The following is a 14548-nucleotide window of genomic DNA, read 5'->3' as shown; positions in this document are numbered from 1 at the left end:
TGCGTCCTTGCCCCGGAGGGCCCGATGAGCACCACTGAACCCACCCAGCCCGCCACGTCGACCGGGCCGACCGTCCCCACCACCGACCGCCGCCGGTGGATCGGGCTCGTCGGGATCAGCCTGGCCGTCGCCCTGATCATCGCCGACTCGACGATCGTCAACGTCGCGGTGCCCTACATCGTGCGCGACCTGAGCCTGACCTCGACCGAGGTGCAGTGGGTACAGGAGTCGTACACGCTGGTGTTCGCGGCCACCCTGCTGATATGGGGCGCCCTGGCCGACCGTTACGGCCGCCGCCGGATCCTGCTGATCGGCGTCGTGGTGTTCATGGCCGCCTCGATGGTGGCCGCGGTGGCCGCGACCGGGCCGCTGCTGATCGGGGCACGGGTGCTGCAGGGCGTCGGCGGCGCGATGATCCTGCCCACGTCGCTGTCGCTGATCAACTCGACCTTCACCGGCCGCGACCGGGGCATCGCGTTCGCGGTCTGGGGTTCGACGATCGGCGGCATGGCCGCCGTCGGCCCGTTGCTCGGCGGCTGGCTGACCACCGCGTTCTCCTGGCGCTGGGCGTTCGGCATCAACCTGCCGGTCGGGCTGCTGATCATCGCCCTGGTGCTGCTGTTCGTGCCCGAATCCCGCAGCCCGCAGACCACCGGGGTGGACTGGGTCAGCGCGCTGCTGACCACCGTCGGCTTCGGCCTGCTGGCGTTCGGGCTCATCGAGGGCCGCCAGTACGGCTGGTGGACCTCGGTCAAGCCGCTGACGATCGACGGCTGGACCTGGGAGTCCACCCTGTCGCCCATCCCGGTCGCGTTCGCCGTGTCGGCGCTGGCCCTGGTGGTGTTCGTGATCCGGGCCTACCGCCGCACCCGGGCCGGCCGGTCCTCGCTGATCGACCCGGGACTGTTCGGCATCACCAGCTTCCGCAACGGCAACATCGCCGCGTTGATCGTCTCGCTCGGTGAGTTCGGCATCATCCTGTCGCTGCCGATCTGGCTGCAGAACGTGCTCGGCTGCACCGCCCTGCAGACCGGTTTCGTGCTGCTGGGCCTGGCCGTCGGCTCGTTCGCGGCCAGCGGGCTCTCGGTCGGGCTGCCGGCCAAGATCGGCGCGGTCGGGGTGGTGCGGATCGGCATCGTCGCCGAGATCATCGGCATCGCCGGGGTTGGGTTGGTCGTCTCCCCCACCACCGGGTGGGCGCCGCTGGTCGGCCTGCTGTTCGTCTACGGCTTCGGGGTGGGCCTGGCCACCGCCCAGCTGACCGGGGTGGTGCTGGCCGACGTGCCGGTGGCCCGCAGCGGCGAGGGCTCGGGCATCCAGAGCACGTCCCGGCAGATCGGGTCGGCGCTGGGCATTGCCGTGCTCGGCACGGTGCTGTTCGTCTCGGCCGGCAACTCGCTGTCCACCGAGCTGACCGATCAGGGGGTACCGGCGGCCGCGACCGACCAGCTGGTCAACGCCGTGGTCGACAGCGCCGGCTCGGCGATCCCCGCGCTGGCCGCCGACCCGGCCACGGCCGCGGCCGCCGATGCCGCCAAGCAGGCGTTCTCGCAGGGCACCAGCTACTCGGCCTACGTCGCCGCCGCGTTCCTGGTGATCGGCCTGATCGCCACCCTGAGCCTGCGCAACCGCTGGCCGCAGGACGGCCCCACCCCGGACCCGGCGGTGGCCGCGAGCTGAACGGGCCGCCGGGTAGGACCACCGGGCGTGCGGTCCCGGCCTCTGCGTCAGGATGGGCCCATGACGTTCCGCTCCCTGTACGCGCACGGGTTCGCCCGGGTCGCCGCCTGCACCGCCGACGTGTGGATCGCCGATCCGACGCGCAACGCGGCCGGCATCGCCGCGGTGGCCCGGCAATGCTCCGAGCAGGGGGTGGCGGTGGCGCTGTTCCCGGAGCTGTCGCTGACCGGGTACGCCATCGACGACCTGCTCGGTCAGCAGGCACTGCTCGACGCCGTGCACGCGGCCATCGGTGAGCTGTGCACGGCCACCGCGGACCTGCTGCCGGTGATCATCGTCGGCGCCCCGTTGCGGCATCGGGACCGGCTGTTCAACTGCGCGGTGGTGCTGCACCGGGGTTCGGTGCTCGGGGTGGTGCCCAAGATCCATCTGCCGAACTACCGGGAGTTCTACGAGCGCCGGCAGTTCGCCTCGGGCGACGGGATCGTTGGGCAGAGCATTCCGGTGGCCGGGCAGGATGCCCCATTCGGCACCGACCTGCTCTTTCCCGCCGCCGACTTGCCCGGCCTGACCATCGGGGTGGAGATCTGCGAGGACATGTTCGTGCCGGTGCCGCCGTCCAGCGGACTGGCGCTGGCCGGGGCGACGGTGCTGCTCAACCTGTCCGGCAGCCCGATCACCATCGGCCGGGCGGACACCCGCGCCGCGCTGTGCCGGGCCCAGTCGATGCGCTGTCTGTCGGCCTACCTGTACGCGGCGGCCGGCCGCGGGGAATCGACGACCGACCTGAGCTGGGACGGGCAGACCTCCATCTTCGAGAACGGGGTGCTGCTCGCGAAGGGGCCGCGGTTCGCCGAGGACCCCGTCGTCACGGTCGCCGACGTCGACCTGGACCGCCTCCGGCAGGAGCGGGCACGGCAGGGCACGTTCGACGACAACCGACGGGCGGTCGGCGGTCCCGTCCCGCGGACGGTCGAGTTCACCTTGCAGCCGCCCGACGCGGACCTGGGTCTGCGGCGGGTGGTCGAGCGGTTCCCCTTCGTGCCGGCCGACCCGGAGCGACTGGCCCAGGACTGTTACGAGGCGTACAACATCCAGGTCGACGGACTGGTTCAGCGGCTTCGCGCGATCGGCACCCGGACCGTGGTGATCGGGGTGTCCGGCGGCCTGGACTCGACGCACGCGCTGATCGTCGCCGCCCGGGCGATGGACCTGCTCGGGTACCCCCGGACCAACATCCGCGGCTTCACCATGCCCGGGTTCGCCACGGGCACGTCGACCAAGGCCAACGCGTGGGCACTGATGCGCGCCCTGGGCATCACCGCGAACGAGTTGGACATCCGGCCGGCGGCCCGGCAGATGCTCGCCGACCTGGACCACCCGTTCGGCCGCGGCGAGGAGGTGTACGACATCACCTTCGAGAACGTGCAGGCCGGCCTGCGCACCGACTATCTGTTCCGGCTGGCCAACCACCACCACGGCATCGTGCTGGGCACCGGCGACCTGTCCGAGCTGGCCCTTGGCTGGAGCACCTACGGCGTGGGCGACCAGATGTCGCACTACAACGTCAACGCCGGTGTGCCGAAAACCCTGATCCAGCATCTGATCCGGTGGGTGGCCGGGCTGGCCGACTTCTCCGACGACGTCGACGAGATCCTGCTGTCCATCCTGGGCACCGAGATCTCACCGGAGCTGATCCCGGTCAAGGACGGCGAGGTGCCGCAGAGCACCGAGAAGTCCATCGGGCCGTACGAACTGCAGGACTTCAACCTGTTCTACACGCTGCGGTACGGGTTCCCGCCGTCCAAGATCGCGTTCCTGGCCTGGCACGCCTGGCACGACGTCGACGGCGGGTTGTGGCCCATCGGCTTCCCGCCGGAGCGGCGCCGCGCCTACGATCTCGCGCCGATCCGGCAGTGGCTCACCGTGTTCGTCAAGCGCTATTTCGGGTTCAGCCAGTTCAAACGGTCGGCCATGCCGAACGGTCCGAAAGTGTCTGCCGGGGGTTCGCTCTCGCCGCGCGGCGACTGGCGGGCGCCGTCCGACGGGAACGCCGCGGTGTGGCTGGCCGAGCTGGAACGGAACGTGCCGACGGAGTAGGGCCTTTCGCCCCTGCACGACCCCCGTGGGACAGCTAAGGTTCCCGCTGTGGCCCGGCACTGCGGGCCGCCCACCGATGGGGGTCCGCTGATGCTGCAATGGTTCGTCGACAGCCCGCTGCTCACCATCTTCTTCTGCGTGGGCGTGGGCAGCCTGCTGGGCAAGATCAAATTCGGCCCGGTGTCGTTCGGTCCGGCCGGCGCGCTGTTCGTGGCGTTGGCGCTGTCCGCGATCGAGCCGAAGGTCGCGCTGCCGCCGATCGTCACGAGCCTGTCCCTGTGCGTCTTCTGCTACATGGTCGGCATCGCCGCCGGGCCGTCCTTCGTCAACGCGCTGCGGTCGGGCTGGCAGCCGGTGGTGGTGTCGGTGCTGGCCATCGTGGCGATGGCGGCGGCGGCACTCGGTGTGGGCAGTTGGTTCGGCCTGGACATCGGCACCGTTGCCGGCGCGTTCGCCGGGGCGGGCACCGCCACCGCGGCGCTGGGCGCGGTGCAGCAGCAACTGGCTGCCGGCGGCCCGATCCCGCCGGAACCGGCGATCGGGTACGCGGTGGCCTACCCGATCACCGTGCTGCTGACCATCCTGTGTTGCTCGTACCTGATCAGCGCGGGACGCCGCAAACCCACCGCCGAGGACCGGAAGAAGCTGGCGCCGATCGCGGTGCGCACGCTGGAGCTGGTGGGCGACCCGGCCCTGACGGTGCGCGGACTGTCGGACCGCTACCAGGCGGTGGTGTCCCGGCTGACCCGCGGCGGGACGACGGTCGTCGCGCACGACGAGGAGGCCCTGGCCGACGGAGACCTGCTGACGATCACCGCGCGCGAGGACGAGGTCCAGCGGATGATCGGCGACCTGGGCCGGCCGGCCCAGGAGGAACCGTGGATGGACAGGTCGGACATCGACTTCCGCCGGATCACCCTGTCCAACAGCTCCTACGTCGGCCGCGAGCTGGTGGACCTGCGGCTCGACGAGAAGTACGACGCGGTGGTCAGCCGGGTCCGGCGGGGTGACGTCGACATCATCGCCACGCCCGACCTGGTGCTGGCCAGCGGCGACCGGCTGCGGGTGACGGCGCCGCGGGAGCAGCTGGCCGCGATCACCAAGGAGCTGGGCGATTCCGAGCGGACGGCCGGCGACATCAATCCGGTCGGGCTCGGTCTGGGCCTGACCCTGGGCCTGCTGGCCGCGTTCATCGAGATCCCGCTGCCGGGCGGCGGGACGCTGGTGCTGGGCACCGCGACCGCCCCGCTGATCCTGGGCGTGGTGCTGGGTGCGCTGGGCCGGACCGGCCCGATCATCTGGGCGCTGCCCGGGAACGTCGCCAACACGCTGAACCAGTACTCGCTGCTGGTCTTCCTGGTCGCGGTCGGCACGGGCGCCGGGTCCGGGCTGATCACCGCCCTGGCCGCCGACTGGTTCCCGCTGGTCACCCTGGGCCTGGCCATCTCCGCCGCGCACGCGCTGATCTGCGTCATCGGGCTGCGGACCGTGCTGAAGTACGGCACCGCCCGCTCTTTGGGCGGGCTCACCGGCTCACAACTGAACCCGGCGCCGTACGCGTTCGCCATCGGCAAGGTTCCCGACCAGCGTGTCGCGATCGGCTACGCGGTGCTGTTCCCGGTGAGCATGATCGTCAAGGTGCTGCTGGCGCAGCTGATGGTGGTGTACTTCTGACCGTCAGCCGCATATTCTTCGCAGCACCGGGCTGCCCTTCGTTGCTCGAGCTTGGCGATATCGTGGCGGCGTTCCTCGCATAGCCGAGCTACCTGATATCGATGTAGTAGCCTTCGCCATCTTCGATGGACTTCACGTTCTGGGGAGTACCTGTGCATGGGGCACCGGGAACATCAACCGCGTAGCCGAAAGAATTCGGCATCACGGGCGCGTCGCTGTCATTGAACCAGAACGTGATCGTCTTCGCCTTATCCAGATCGCCCTTGGTAACCCTGGCGGTGAAGACCGCCTTGGTGGCCGCAGCATTCTGCGAATAGCAGATCACCTTGCCGGAGAGGTATTCCCACGGCTCATAGTCAGTCGGGCCGGTGTCGTAGACCTCAAACCCCCCACTTGCCTTGGTCAGCGAACCCGACGCATGGCCCGCGAAGTAGATACCGCCATCCTGCTCTGCGGAGGCTTTGCTCTGAGCCGACGCAACTCCCATGCCCATGCCCATCAGCGCCACGACGGTGGCACCAGTCACACCGATCCGACGGATAGACCTCATCGCTTGTTCCTCCTCCACGGCGGCTCACCTGGGCAGGTGATCTCGCGAGAGAGTATGGGCGGTATGTCCCTTTCGCAACTTGACGATGGCCCAAGCTTTGACCCGACTATCCCGAGCCCCTTGAATCCGTGCCCTCAGCCACGGGCCAACCCGCAGCGGTGGGCGATGACGACGGCCTGCACCCGGTCGCGGACGCCGAGCTTGGCCAGGATTCGCGCAACGTGGGTCTTGACCGTGGTCTCGGCCAGGAACAACTCGCCGGCGATCTCGGCGTTGGACCGGCCGTCGGCCAGGCAGCGCAGCACGTCCAGCTCGCGGCCGGTCAGCTCGGCCAGGCCCGGCGGCGGCGGTTCCTGGTGCCCGACGTAGGAGTCGACCAGGCGGGCCATCACGGTCGGACCGACGGTGGTCTCCCCCGCCGCGCACTGGCGCACCGACCGGATCAAGTCGCGCGGCGGCGTGGTCTTGAGCAGGAACCCGGCGGCCCCGGCGCGCAACGCCTCGACGACGTAGTCGTCCAGGTCGAACATTGTCAGGATCAGCACCCGGACGTCGGGCAGGTCGGTGACGATCCGCCGGGTCGCGACGATGCCGTCACCGCCGGGCATCTCGACGTCCATCAGCACCAAGTCGGGTCGGTGCTCACGGCACGCACGCACGCCCGCGGGACCGTCGGCGGCCTGCCCGACGACCTCGATGTCCGGGTCGCTGGTCAGCACGGTGACCAGGCCCGCCCGCAGCAGCTCGTTGTCGTCGACGACGACCACCCGGACGCTCACGTGACCACCCGGTCGGCGACGGGGGGCAGGGTGACCTCGACCCGGTACCCGCCGGCTGGCCCGGGTCCGGCGATCATCGAGCCCCCGGCGAAGCTCACCCTCTCGGCCAGCCCGATCAATCCATATCCACGGCGGGCCACCGGGTCGCCCGACCCGGATCCGTCCCCGCCCGCGTCGGCAACCACGATCCGCAGGTCCTCGCCCACGGCCACGCTCACCTCGGCCGCCGCCCCACCGCCGTGCCGCAGGACGTTGGTCAGCGTTTCCTGCAGCAACCGGTAGGCGACGTCGAGCCGCGCGGGCGGGATCAGCTCGAGCCCGACGACCCGGACCTGGGTGCCGCCCGCCCTGATCCGGTCGATCAGCTCGCACAGGTCGGCCGGCCGTCGAGGCCGAGCCGGACGGTGCGGCGACAATCGGACCAAATCGGCGTGGGCGGCGGTCGCGGTCGCCGCGATGACGCCGAGGGCCTGCCGGGTGGCGGCCGGGTCACCCGGCCAACTGACCTCGGCGGCGGCGGCCTGCACCGCGATGAGACCGACCGCGTGCGAGACGGTGTCGTGGATCTCGCGGGCGAAGGCGGTCCGCTCGGAGGCCAGCGCGGCAGCGGTGGCCGCGCCGACCTCCTCCTCGTGCACCCGGGCGCGTTCGAGCGCCCGGTGGGTGCGGGATCGGACGAACCGGACGATGCTGGCGCCGGCCAGCGCGACGAGCATGACCAGCATCAGCAACGCGGCGTTGTCCGGATCCAGCAGCCAGGCCGATGCTCCGGCGGACACCACCAGGAACCCGGCGCACGACGCGTCCCGCCCCGTCGACGTGGGCCGGATGGCGATCGTCCAGAGCACTCCGCCGACCGTCGCCAGGCACCAGAACCCGCCCGTCACCGGCGCACCGAACGCCAACGCGACGAGGTAGGTCAGGCCGATGGCCAGCGCGGCCGGGCCCGGGGCGGTACGCCGACCGACGATGGCTGCCGCGGCCAAGCCGGTCAGCGCGACGGAGAGCCAGCTTCGCGGCCAGCCTTCGAGGAGGGGGTAGGCGATCGCCTCGATGACGGCGAGGGCGGTGACCGTGGCAGCGACGAGCAGGTCCGGCCCATTCGGTACCCGTGGCGCCGCGACCGGGTCGGGCACGGGCGCTGCGGGGAGCGGCGGATCCCGGAGCAGGCCCAGGTGGCGGCGCAGGTCGGCAGTGGCCCGGCGGGCCTCGCGGTGGACGTCCTGGATGGCCGCCGTCGGGTCCGTGGCGGTGACCGCGGCGGTCGCCCGCTCACCGATGGCCGTCAGGGACTCTCGCAGGCCCGCAGCGATGTCGACGGCCAGTCGACGCCGCTCGTCGACGACCGCCTCCCGGGCCGCCACCTCGGGTGCGACGGCGAGCACCGTGCGGGTGCGGCGGCGCTCCCGGCCGGCCAGCCGCCATGAGCGGAGGCCGTGGTCGAGCACCAGCAGCAGCGCGAAGGTGGTGACCGACCCGAAGATCCATTCCGGGACGCCGGCACCGGCCGTGACCGTCAGCGCGCCGGCCAGAGCCACCGCCAGTGCGGTGAGGGCGGCGACGCGGACCGCGGGGTGCGCCATCGCCCGAGCATAGGAACCCGACGGCGTCCGGACATCCTCCGTGCGGACGACCCCGGTTCGTCCGGGCGGCACCGCCGATTCGTCCATCCGCGGCCCGAGCGACCGGCTCTCGGGCGACGCGGCCGGCCCGGGTGCGGCGGGATGGTCAACGCCGTATCCGCCGCATCGGGCGGTCCGGATTTCAGGAGGTCACCATGAAAGCGCACCACATCGCGGCACTGATCGGCTGCGTCGGACTGTCCGGCATCGCGCTGACCGACGCGTTCGTGCAGGCCACGACCGGCCACGATTCGATCTTGGCCGCCGACGACGGCCCGGTCGGCGCGATCGTCGCCAGCGACATCTGGCACGGCCTCACCTATGCCGCGCTCACCTGGGTGCTGATCACCGAGGCGGCCCGGTTCGGGGCGGCCAACCGGGTGGCCCGGATCTGCCGGTGGGTGCTGGTCGTCTGCCTGGCCGCGTCCGCCGTCAGCTTCGTCGCCATCGTGCCGACCCTGCTACTGACGCAGTCGCAGGACGGGGCGTTCGCCGCCGTGTTCGGGGCGCTGGGCACACCGATCTTCTTCGGCACCATCCTGGCCGCCATCGTCCTGGGACTGTCCCTGATCCGCATGAACCCGGTGGGCATCGGCGGGCGGGTGCTGGCGCTGATCCTGCCGGTCACCGCAGTGATCGTTGCGCTAGCGTTCCTCGCGCCGGCCTACGCGCACCCGGGGTGGGTGGAGACCGTGGTCAACTTCGGGATCGCCCTGATCGGGGTGGGTGCCGTGTCCCGTTCCGCCGCCGAGGCCGGTGCGGTCGCCGGGTTCAGCCCCAGTTCTTCGCGTCCGTGAGGCAGAAAGGGTGGCCGTCGGGGTCGATCAGCACGCGCCAGGTGTCACCGGGCTGCGGATCGACCACGCTGGCCCCCAGTTCGACCGCCTTCGCCTCGGTGGCGGCCATGTCGGCGCAGGCCAGGTCCAGGTGGAACTGCTTGCTGCCGTGCTCGTTCGGCCAGGCCGGCGGCTGGTAGTCCGGGATGGTGCCGAAGCCGAGGTTGTGCCCGCCGCCGGACACCATCGAGTACCCGTCGCCGGAGGCCACCACCTCCCAGCCGGTCAGCGCCGACCAGAATCGACCAGCGGCGGCGGCGTCGGCGCTGTCGATGTTGATCATTCCGATGGTCACGGCCGGGCGGTCGGTCATGGCGATTCCCTTCGTCGTCGAGGGGCTGGTACCCACGGGTCGGCCCGATCAGTCTGGCGGCATCCCGACGGGCTCGCCCGGGACCCCGCTGGATGCCCGGATTGGGACCGTCGACCAGCCGCGCCAACCCGGGCGGCCACCACTGCGCCGACCCTCGCCGCCGGTCGTGCCGACCGGCGCACCACCGGCGCAAGTGAACCGGCTGCGCGCCACTCGCCGCGAGCGCGACTCGCCAGCGCGGACCCCGGGGACCTTCCGCGGAAACGTCGCGGGCGCGAGCTCTTCGTCGGCGGCATGGACCCGACTGTCCAGGTCGTGGTGCTGGGTATGGCCGTTGACGTCCCGCCGCCCCGGCCGCCAAGCCGATGCCTGGTCCGTTCCAGCGGCGCTCGAAGGGCTCGTCCGGGTGATCGGAGCACCGTCGCTGACCAGCCGCTTTGCCCGGCCGGGTGCTCGACCGGTAGGGTAACCCGCCGGTGGTCATCCCCGGGATGGCCCCTGGAAGCGTGCCAGAGCGGCCGAATGGGACACACTGCTAATGTGTTGTGCTCGTCAAGGGCACCGAGGGTTCAAATCCCTCCGCTTCCGCGCTGTACTCCGGCCCGCCGGGGTGTGGTGAAATAAGGGTGGGACCCGCTGAGGTGGGTCCCGCTAGTGTGTGAGGCCGGATCTCCCGATCCGACAACTGAACAGGCGCCCGTAGCTCAACGGATAGAGCATCTGACTACGGATCAGAAGGTTGGGGGTTCGAATCCCTCCGGGCGCGCAGTGTTTGTGCAGGTCAGAGGCAGTGTAGTTGATCACTGGTGATCTAGTTGGCCGTTTGACAGCAGCATTTGACAGCAGTGACCTACCGCAGCGTTCGGTCGAGTTCATCGAGTGCCCTCCTCTGGGTCTCCAGGTTGACGTGGCCGTAGACGTTCATGGTCATTTCGATGGCGCTGTGCCCGACGATCTCCATCACCGTGCGTGGGTGCACGCCTTGGGCAAGGAGGAGGGAAACGCAGGAGTGCCTGAGCGCGTGGAGAGGCACTCGGCGGATCCCCTGCCGCTCGGCCAAGGTGACCCAGCGCCGGGTCAGGTTTCGCGGCTCCATCGGCGTGCCGATCTTGGTGCCGAACACGTAGACCGGCTCGGGGAGGTACTGGCTGGTCGGCATCATTGCGGCCCGGTGGGTGACCAGCGCCTGGTGGACCATGGCCGGCAGCGGCACCGTCCTGGTTGAGCGCCTGGTCTTGGTCGGCAGCTCGCGGAGTTTGCCATCGACCCGCTGCACGCTGTGGGTGACGCTGAGGGTCCGGTTCTCCAGGTCGACGTTGTCCCACCTGAGGCCGCACACCTCGCTTCGGCGCAGGCCGAGGAGCAGCATGACGACCCAGAGCGCGTGGTCCTCGTCGTCGCGCGTCGCGGTGAGCAGCCTGCGCGCCTCCGCGACGCTGAGCGGCTCCTTCGGCGTCGGGGTCGGCCGCTCGACGCGGACCATCTTGGCGACGTTCCGAGTGACGAGTTCCTCGCGGTAGGCGTGCTCCAGAGCCGCGCGAAGGGTGGCGTGCACGTATTGGACGGTCCGTTTGCCCTTACCGTCCTTGCGCAGGCCGTCGATCATCAGCCGGACGTCGCGGACCGATAGCTGCGACAGCTTCTTGCGGCCGATCCGCGGCACGATATGCAGCCGAGCGTTGGACTCGTAGGCCACCCACGTGCTGCGCCGGACGTGCTGCTTCATGTGCGTGAGCCACTCGCCGAGGTAGGCCTCGACGGTCAGCGACGGCGGTGGCGCCGGCATGTTCTTCGCGGCCCGGTCATTCATCTCACGGAGCTTGGCCTTGGCGTCGGCCTTGGTCCTGACGTAGTGCGAGACGCGCCGGTAGGTGCCGTCGGCGACCGGGACGTAGGCGGCAGCGACCCAGCGGCCGTCCTTGCGTTGGTAGACGCTGCCCTCACCGACGGCATTCCGACCGCTCATCAGTCCGCGTCCGCCAGGATCTTGCTGGCGAACTCGCGGACGGCGTCGACCGGGATGCGGCGGAGTCGGCCGATCTTGATCGACTGCAGCTCGCCGGTACGGATCAGGTCGTACACCTTGCACCGGCCGACCTTGAGGCAGTCCGCCGCTTCCTCGGCCGTCAGCAGTACTCGGTCCATCTTTCCCCCAAGGGTTGGGTGGTGCGTGGACGGTGCGGGCAGCACCGCATGGGCTGGAGAAGATCCCTCACCGAGCCGGCGCGGGCGAAGTGACCAGGGCAAGGATTGGCCTATGCCACTTGCCAGTGTGGCATAGGCCACTTCGGTCCGTCAACGGCCAGTTGCGGGTAGTAGTGTCGGCCGGCCTCTGTCAGCTGCCGAGCGGGTATTCCTGATCGAGAAACCACCGGCCGGCCGGCGGGTACACCGCGTCGACGACCTCCAGCGGCTGGTTCTTTCGGTCGACCACGACGTGGAGAACGACAAGGACCGCGGAAGGATTGTCGAGGTACAGCTCCCGGCGCTCGGCGGCGGACGCCATCCGGGCCGACAGCTGATCGCGCGCGACCTGGCCGCGCCGGCCCGTGCAGGACTCGATGTAGGCGAGCGACCCCTCGCGAATCCGGTTGCGGCTCATCAGGTTCGGCGCGACCTCGACGATGTCGATCGGGAACCAGGATGTCGAGATCTCCGTCGGACCGCTGCCGTCGCCCAGGATCCGTTGACGCCGTCCGACGGTCGAACCCTCATCGACGCCGAGCGCCTTCGCAACGTGACCGGGTGCCTGGGCCCGCTTCGCCGCAACGATCCGAGCCCACTCCCCCTCGGCGTAGACCCGGCCCGCCGACGCCGAACGGGCGTACCGATCCTTCGCGCGCCGGTAGACGTTCGCCGTCCCCTCCCGCACGTACGAGCCCGAACCCTGACGTGATTCGACCAGGCCCAGGGAGCGGAGTTCCTGCAAGGCCCGGGCCGCAGTGGGGCGGGCGACCCCCCATTCGGTGGCCAGCGCACGTTCGGACGGAACCTCGTCGCCGGGTCGTAAATCGCCGCTCAGGATCCGGTCACGAACGCGGTTGGCCATCTGGACGAACTTCGGCAGCTCGCCCATGGCGCGCTCGTTCTCCTCGGGAAGTGGCATAGACCAGTGGACGGTAGCACGGCTATGGTGGGCATGTGGAGAGACCGCTCTACGTCGCCGCCGGTGGTGGCGGCGACGCGCTCGCCGCCACCCTGCTGCACCGCGCCTACGGACCGCCCGGGCCGGCCACGATCGCCACCTTCTCCTGGGACCGGTTGATCGTGGATCCGCTGCCGGGGCCGCGCAGCTTCTCCAACTTCAAGGGCCTCGAGACGGTCGGTCGGCTTGAGCACGTCGTCACACCGCGCACTCGGCCCATCCCGCCGGCCGGCTCGACCCTTCCACCGTTGGCTCGGGACCTGGTCGGCCCGCTCGCCTCGACCCTCGTCCTTCTGGATCCCACCGACGGCGCGGCTGGCCTGCGCGAGCAGTTGGCTGCCAGCATGCAAGCGATCGACGCGGATGCGCTGGTTGTCGTCGACGTCGGCGGCGATGTGTTGGCGACCGGTAAGGAAGCCGGCCTCCGTAGCCCGCTCGCGGACGCTCTCGTGCTCGCGGCCGCTCGTGGGCTCAGTCCCGACGCCCGAGTTTGGGTCGCCGGCCCCGGGGTCGACGGCGAGCTCACCGCCGACGACGTCGTCTCGCGAGCGCACTCAATCGGCGGGGTCCCGCTTCCACCCTTCCCCTCCGACGTTGCGGCACTGGCTCTTCCTATCCTCCGATGGCACCCCTCCGAGGCAACCGCGCTATTCGTGGCGGCCGCCCAGGGCGTCCGCGGACTTGTCGACATCAGATCCGGCGGCATGCCTGTTCAGCTTGGCGCGGTCAGCTCCGACGTCTACGAATGCGGAGTCGATAGTGCCTTCGAGGTTTCGCCGCTCGCGGATTCGGTCGCCGACTCCAGAACTCTGCTCGACGCCGAGCAGAGGGCTATTGAGATCTGCGGGATCTCGGAGATCAGGTTCGAGGCGCGGAAAGCTGGGGCAGCAAGACTGCGCGACGGGTTTCCACCCGATGTGCTCGATGAAATACGTGCCTATGCTGCGGAAGCGCTAGGTCAAGGAGTTACCTACGCGACCTTCCGCCGGCTGGCCGAGCTGATCAGAATCCGCGATCACGCGTCGATTCAACGCAATCTCGGCCTGAACCTTCCCGGCGCTATTGAATCAACATTGTGCAATCTGGCGGGTTTGACGTCATCCGGTTCGGCGGTTTGCCTCCCGGCCCTGCCTCGCCCGGCCGCTGGCAGGGCTTCGATGGATGACTTGCCGCGTCACTCCGTGTCCGTGGCCGGCATCATTATCGACGTCGAGGGCCGAATCCTGGTCGTCAAGCGTCGTGACAACGGCGAATGGCAGCCGCCTGGTGGCGTCCTCGAGTTGGACGAAACGATCGAGGAAGGGCTGCGGCGTGAGGTCCATGAGGAAACGGGAATCGACGTCCACATCGACCGCCTTACCGGTGTGTACAAGAACATGCGCCTTGGTGTCGTAGCGCTCGTCTTTCGATGTCGACCGAGCGCTGGCTCGCTCCAGGCAAGTTCCGAAACAGAGGTGGCTCGTTGGATGTCCGCACAAGAAGTCGAGTCCACCTTGTCGCCTGCATTCGCCATCCGTGTCCGCGACGCCATCGGCGAAGCTGCCTTTGTCGCGATTCGGTATCACGACGGCACTGGGGACGTTCCCTGAGCTCACTGCAGGACCTGCGGAGGTGGAACGCACCAGCGCTGCAACGCGAACGTTCCAATTCCGACAGATACGATCGGCCGATGTGCCCTGGTCCCAACCTGAAGCCCGGCTTCTCGGGAACGACTGTGGACGAGTGTTCGGGGGGAACGGCGACGCCGGGCACAACCAGAACCTGGAATTCGCCATCGACAACGGCGCACGCACCCTTCACGATTTGCGCAACGAGGGCAAGCCCGTCCTGCTGCATTGAATTGAAGGCC

The 14548-nt window shown here is 69.7% G+C and carries 13 protein-coding genes and 2 tRNA genes; 8 read left to right on the top strand and 7 right to left on the bottom strand.

The window, feature by feature from the left end; translation table 11 throughout:
* The first annotated feature begins 24 nt into the window (after window positions 1-24).
* The 3 genes from NAMU_RS02400 (at window position 25) to NAMU_RS02390 (ending at window position 5454) form a co-directional block, all read left to right on the top strand.
* Complete coding sequence (locus NAMU_RS02400; protein WP_015745821.1) at window positions 25-1680, top strand: DHA2 family efflux MFS transporter permease subunit; 1656 nt, start codon at window positions 25-27, stop codon at window positions 1678-1680.
* A gap of 60 nt (window positions 1681-1740) precedes the next feature.
* Window positions 1741-3780: an NAD(+) synthase gene (locus tag NAMU_RS02395; protein ID WP_015745820.1), complete on the top strand. Its 2040-nt coding sequence runs from the start codon at window positions 1741-1743 to the stop codon at window positions 3778-3780.
* Window positions 3781-3870: 90 nt separating this feature from the next.
* Window positions 3871-5454, top strand: coding sequence for an aspartate-alanine antiporter-like transporter (locus NAMU_RS02390; RefSeq protein WP_015745819.1), 1584 nt, complete (start codon window positions 3871-3873; stop codon window positions 5452-5454).
* 88 nt (window positions 5455-5542) lie between these two features.
* Here NAMU_RS02390 and NAMU_RS02385 read toward each other — a convergent pair whose 3' ends face one another.
* The 3 genes from NAMU_RS02385 to NAMU_RS02375 all read right to left on the bottom strand — a co-directional run bounded on the left by NAMU_RS02385 (window position 5543) and on the right by NAMU_RS02375 (window position 8366).
* Window positions 5543-6022: a hypothetical protein gene (locus tag NAMU_RS02385; RefSeq protein WP_041368353.1), complete on the bottom strand. Its 480-nt coding sequence runs from the start codon at window positions 6020-6022 to the stop codon at window positions 5543-5545.
* Window positions 6023-6138: 116 nt separating this feature from the next.
* Window positions 6139-6783, bottom strand: a complete 645-nt coding sequence (locus NAMU_RS02380; RefSeq protein ID WP_015745817.1) for a response regulator — start codon at window positions 6781-6783, stop codon at window positions 6139-6141.
* Window positions 6780-8366: a sensor histidine kinase gene (locus NAMU_RS02375; RefSeq protein ID WP_041368351.1), complete on the bottom strand. Its 1587-nt coding sequence runs from the start codon at window positions 8364-8366 to the stop codon at window positions 6780-6782. Before NAMU_RS02375 ends, NAMU_RS02380 begins: the two co-directional genes overlap by 4 nt.
* 194 nt (window positions 8367-8560) lie before the next feature.
* Here NAMU_RS02375 and NAMU_RS02370 point away from each other — a divergent pair, with 194 nt between their 5' ends.
* Entirely contained in the window at window positions 8561-9202 is a 642-nt protein-coding gene (locus NAMU_RS02370) for a hypothetical protein (RefSeq protein ID WP_015745815.1), read from the top strand.
* Here NAMU_RS02370 and NAMU_RS02365 read toward each other — a convergent pair.
* Window positions 9177-9554 carry a VOC family protein gene (locus NAMU_RS02365; RefSeq protein WP_015745814.1) on the bottom strand — a complete coding sequence of 126 codons (378 nt, stop codon included), beginning with the start codon at window positions 9552-9554 and terminating at the stop codon, window positions 9177-9179. The genes NAMU_RS02370 and NAMU_RS02365 overlap by 26 nt on opposite strands.
* Before the next feature lie 500 nt (window positions 9555-10054).
* On the opposite strand from NAMU_RS02365, the gene NAMU_RS02360 reads away from it, so the two are divergent.
* Window positions 10055-10142, top strand: a tRNA-Ser gene (locus NAMU_RS02360).
* Between the two features lie 105 nt (window positions 10143-10247).
* Window positions 10248-10320 (top strand) — tRNA-Arg (locus NAMU_RS02355).
* Between the two features lie 84 nt (window positions 10321-10404).
* Here the strand turns inward: NAMU_RS02355 and NAMU_RS02350 are convergent.
* From NAMU_RS02350 to NAMU_RS02340, 3 genes are all read right to left on the bottom strand, one after another.
* Window positions 10405-11520: a site-specific integrase gene (locus NAMU_RS02350; protein ID WP_015745813.1), complete on the bottom strand. Its 1116-nt coding sequence runs from the start codon at window positions 11518-11520 to the stop codon at window positions 10405-10407.
* A complete protein-coding gene (locus tag NAMU_RS02345; protein ID WP_015745812.1) occupies window positions 11520-11699 on the bottom strand; it encodes a helix-turn-helix domain-containing protein in 180 nt (59 codons plus the stop codon). Before NAMU_RS02345 ends, NAMU_RS02350 begins: the two co-directional genes overlap by 1 nt.
* A 190-nt stretch (window positions 11700-11889) precedes the next feature.
* Window positions 11890-12630 carry a GntR family transcriptional regulator gene (locus tag NAMU_RS02340; RefSeq protein ID WP_015745811.1) on the bottom strand — a complete coding sequence of 247 codons (741 nt, stop codon included), beginning with the start codon at window positions 12628-12630 and terminating at the stop codon, window positions 11890-11892.
* Between the two features lie 65 nt (window positions 12631-12695).
* Here NAMU_RS02340 and NAMU_RS26950 point away from each other — a divergent pair, with 65 nt between their 5' ends.
* Window positions 12696-14288, top strand: coding sequence for a DUF1152 domain-containing protein (locus NAMU_RS26950; RefSeq protein WP_015745810.1), 1593 nt, complete (start codon window positions 12696-12698; stop codon window positions 14286-14288).
* 22 nt (window positions 14289-14310) lie between these two features.
* Complete coding sequence (locus tag NAMU_RS29035) at window positions 14311-14538, top strand: hypothetical protein (protein WP_015745809.1); 228 nt, start codon at window positions 14311-14313, stop codon at window positions 14536-14538.
* The last annotated feature ends 10 nt before the right edge of the window (window positions 14539-14548 follow it).

The organism is Nakamurella multipartita DSM 44233, from assembly GCF_000024365.1.
In the GTDB taxonomy this organism is placed as follows: Bacteria; Actinomycetota; Actinomycetes; order Mycobacteriales; family Nakamurellaceae; genus Nakamurella; species Nakamurella multipartita.
Note: the sequence above shows the minus strand (reverse complement) of the source record. Positions and strands in the feature narration are given on the sequence as shown.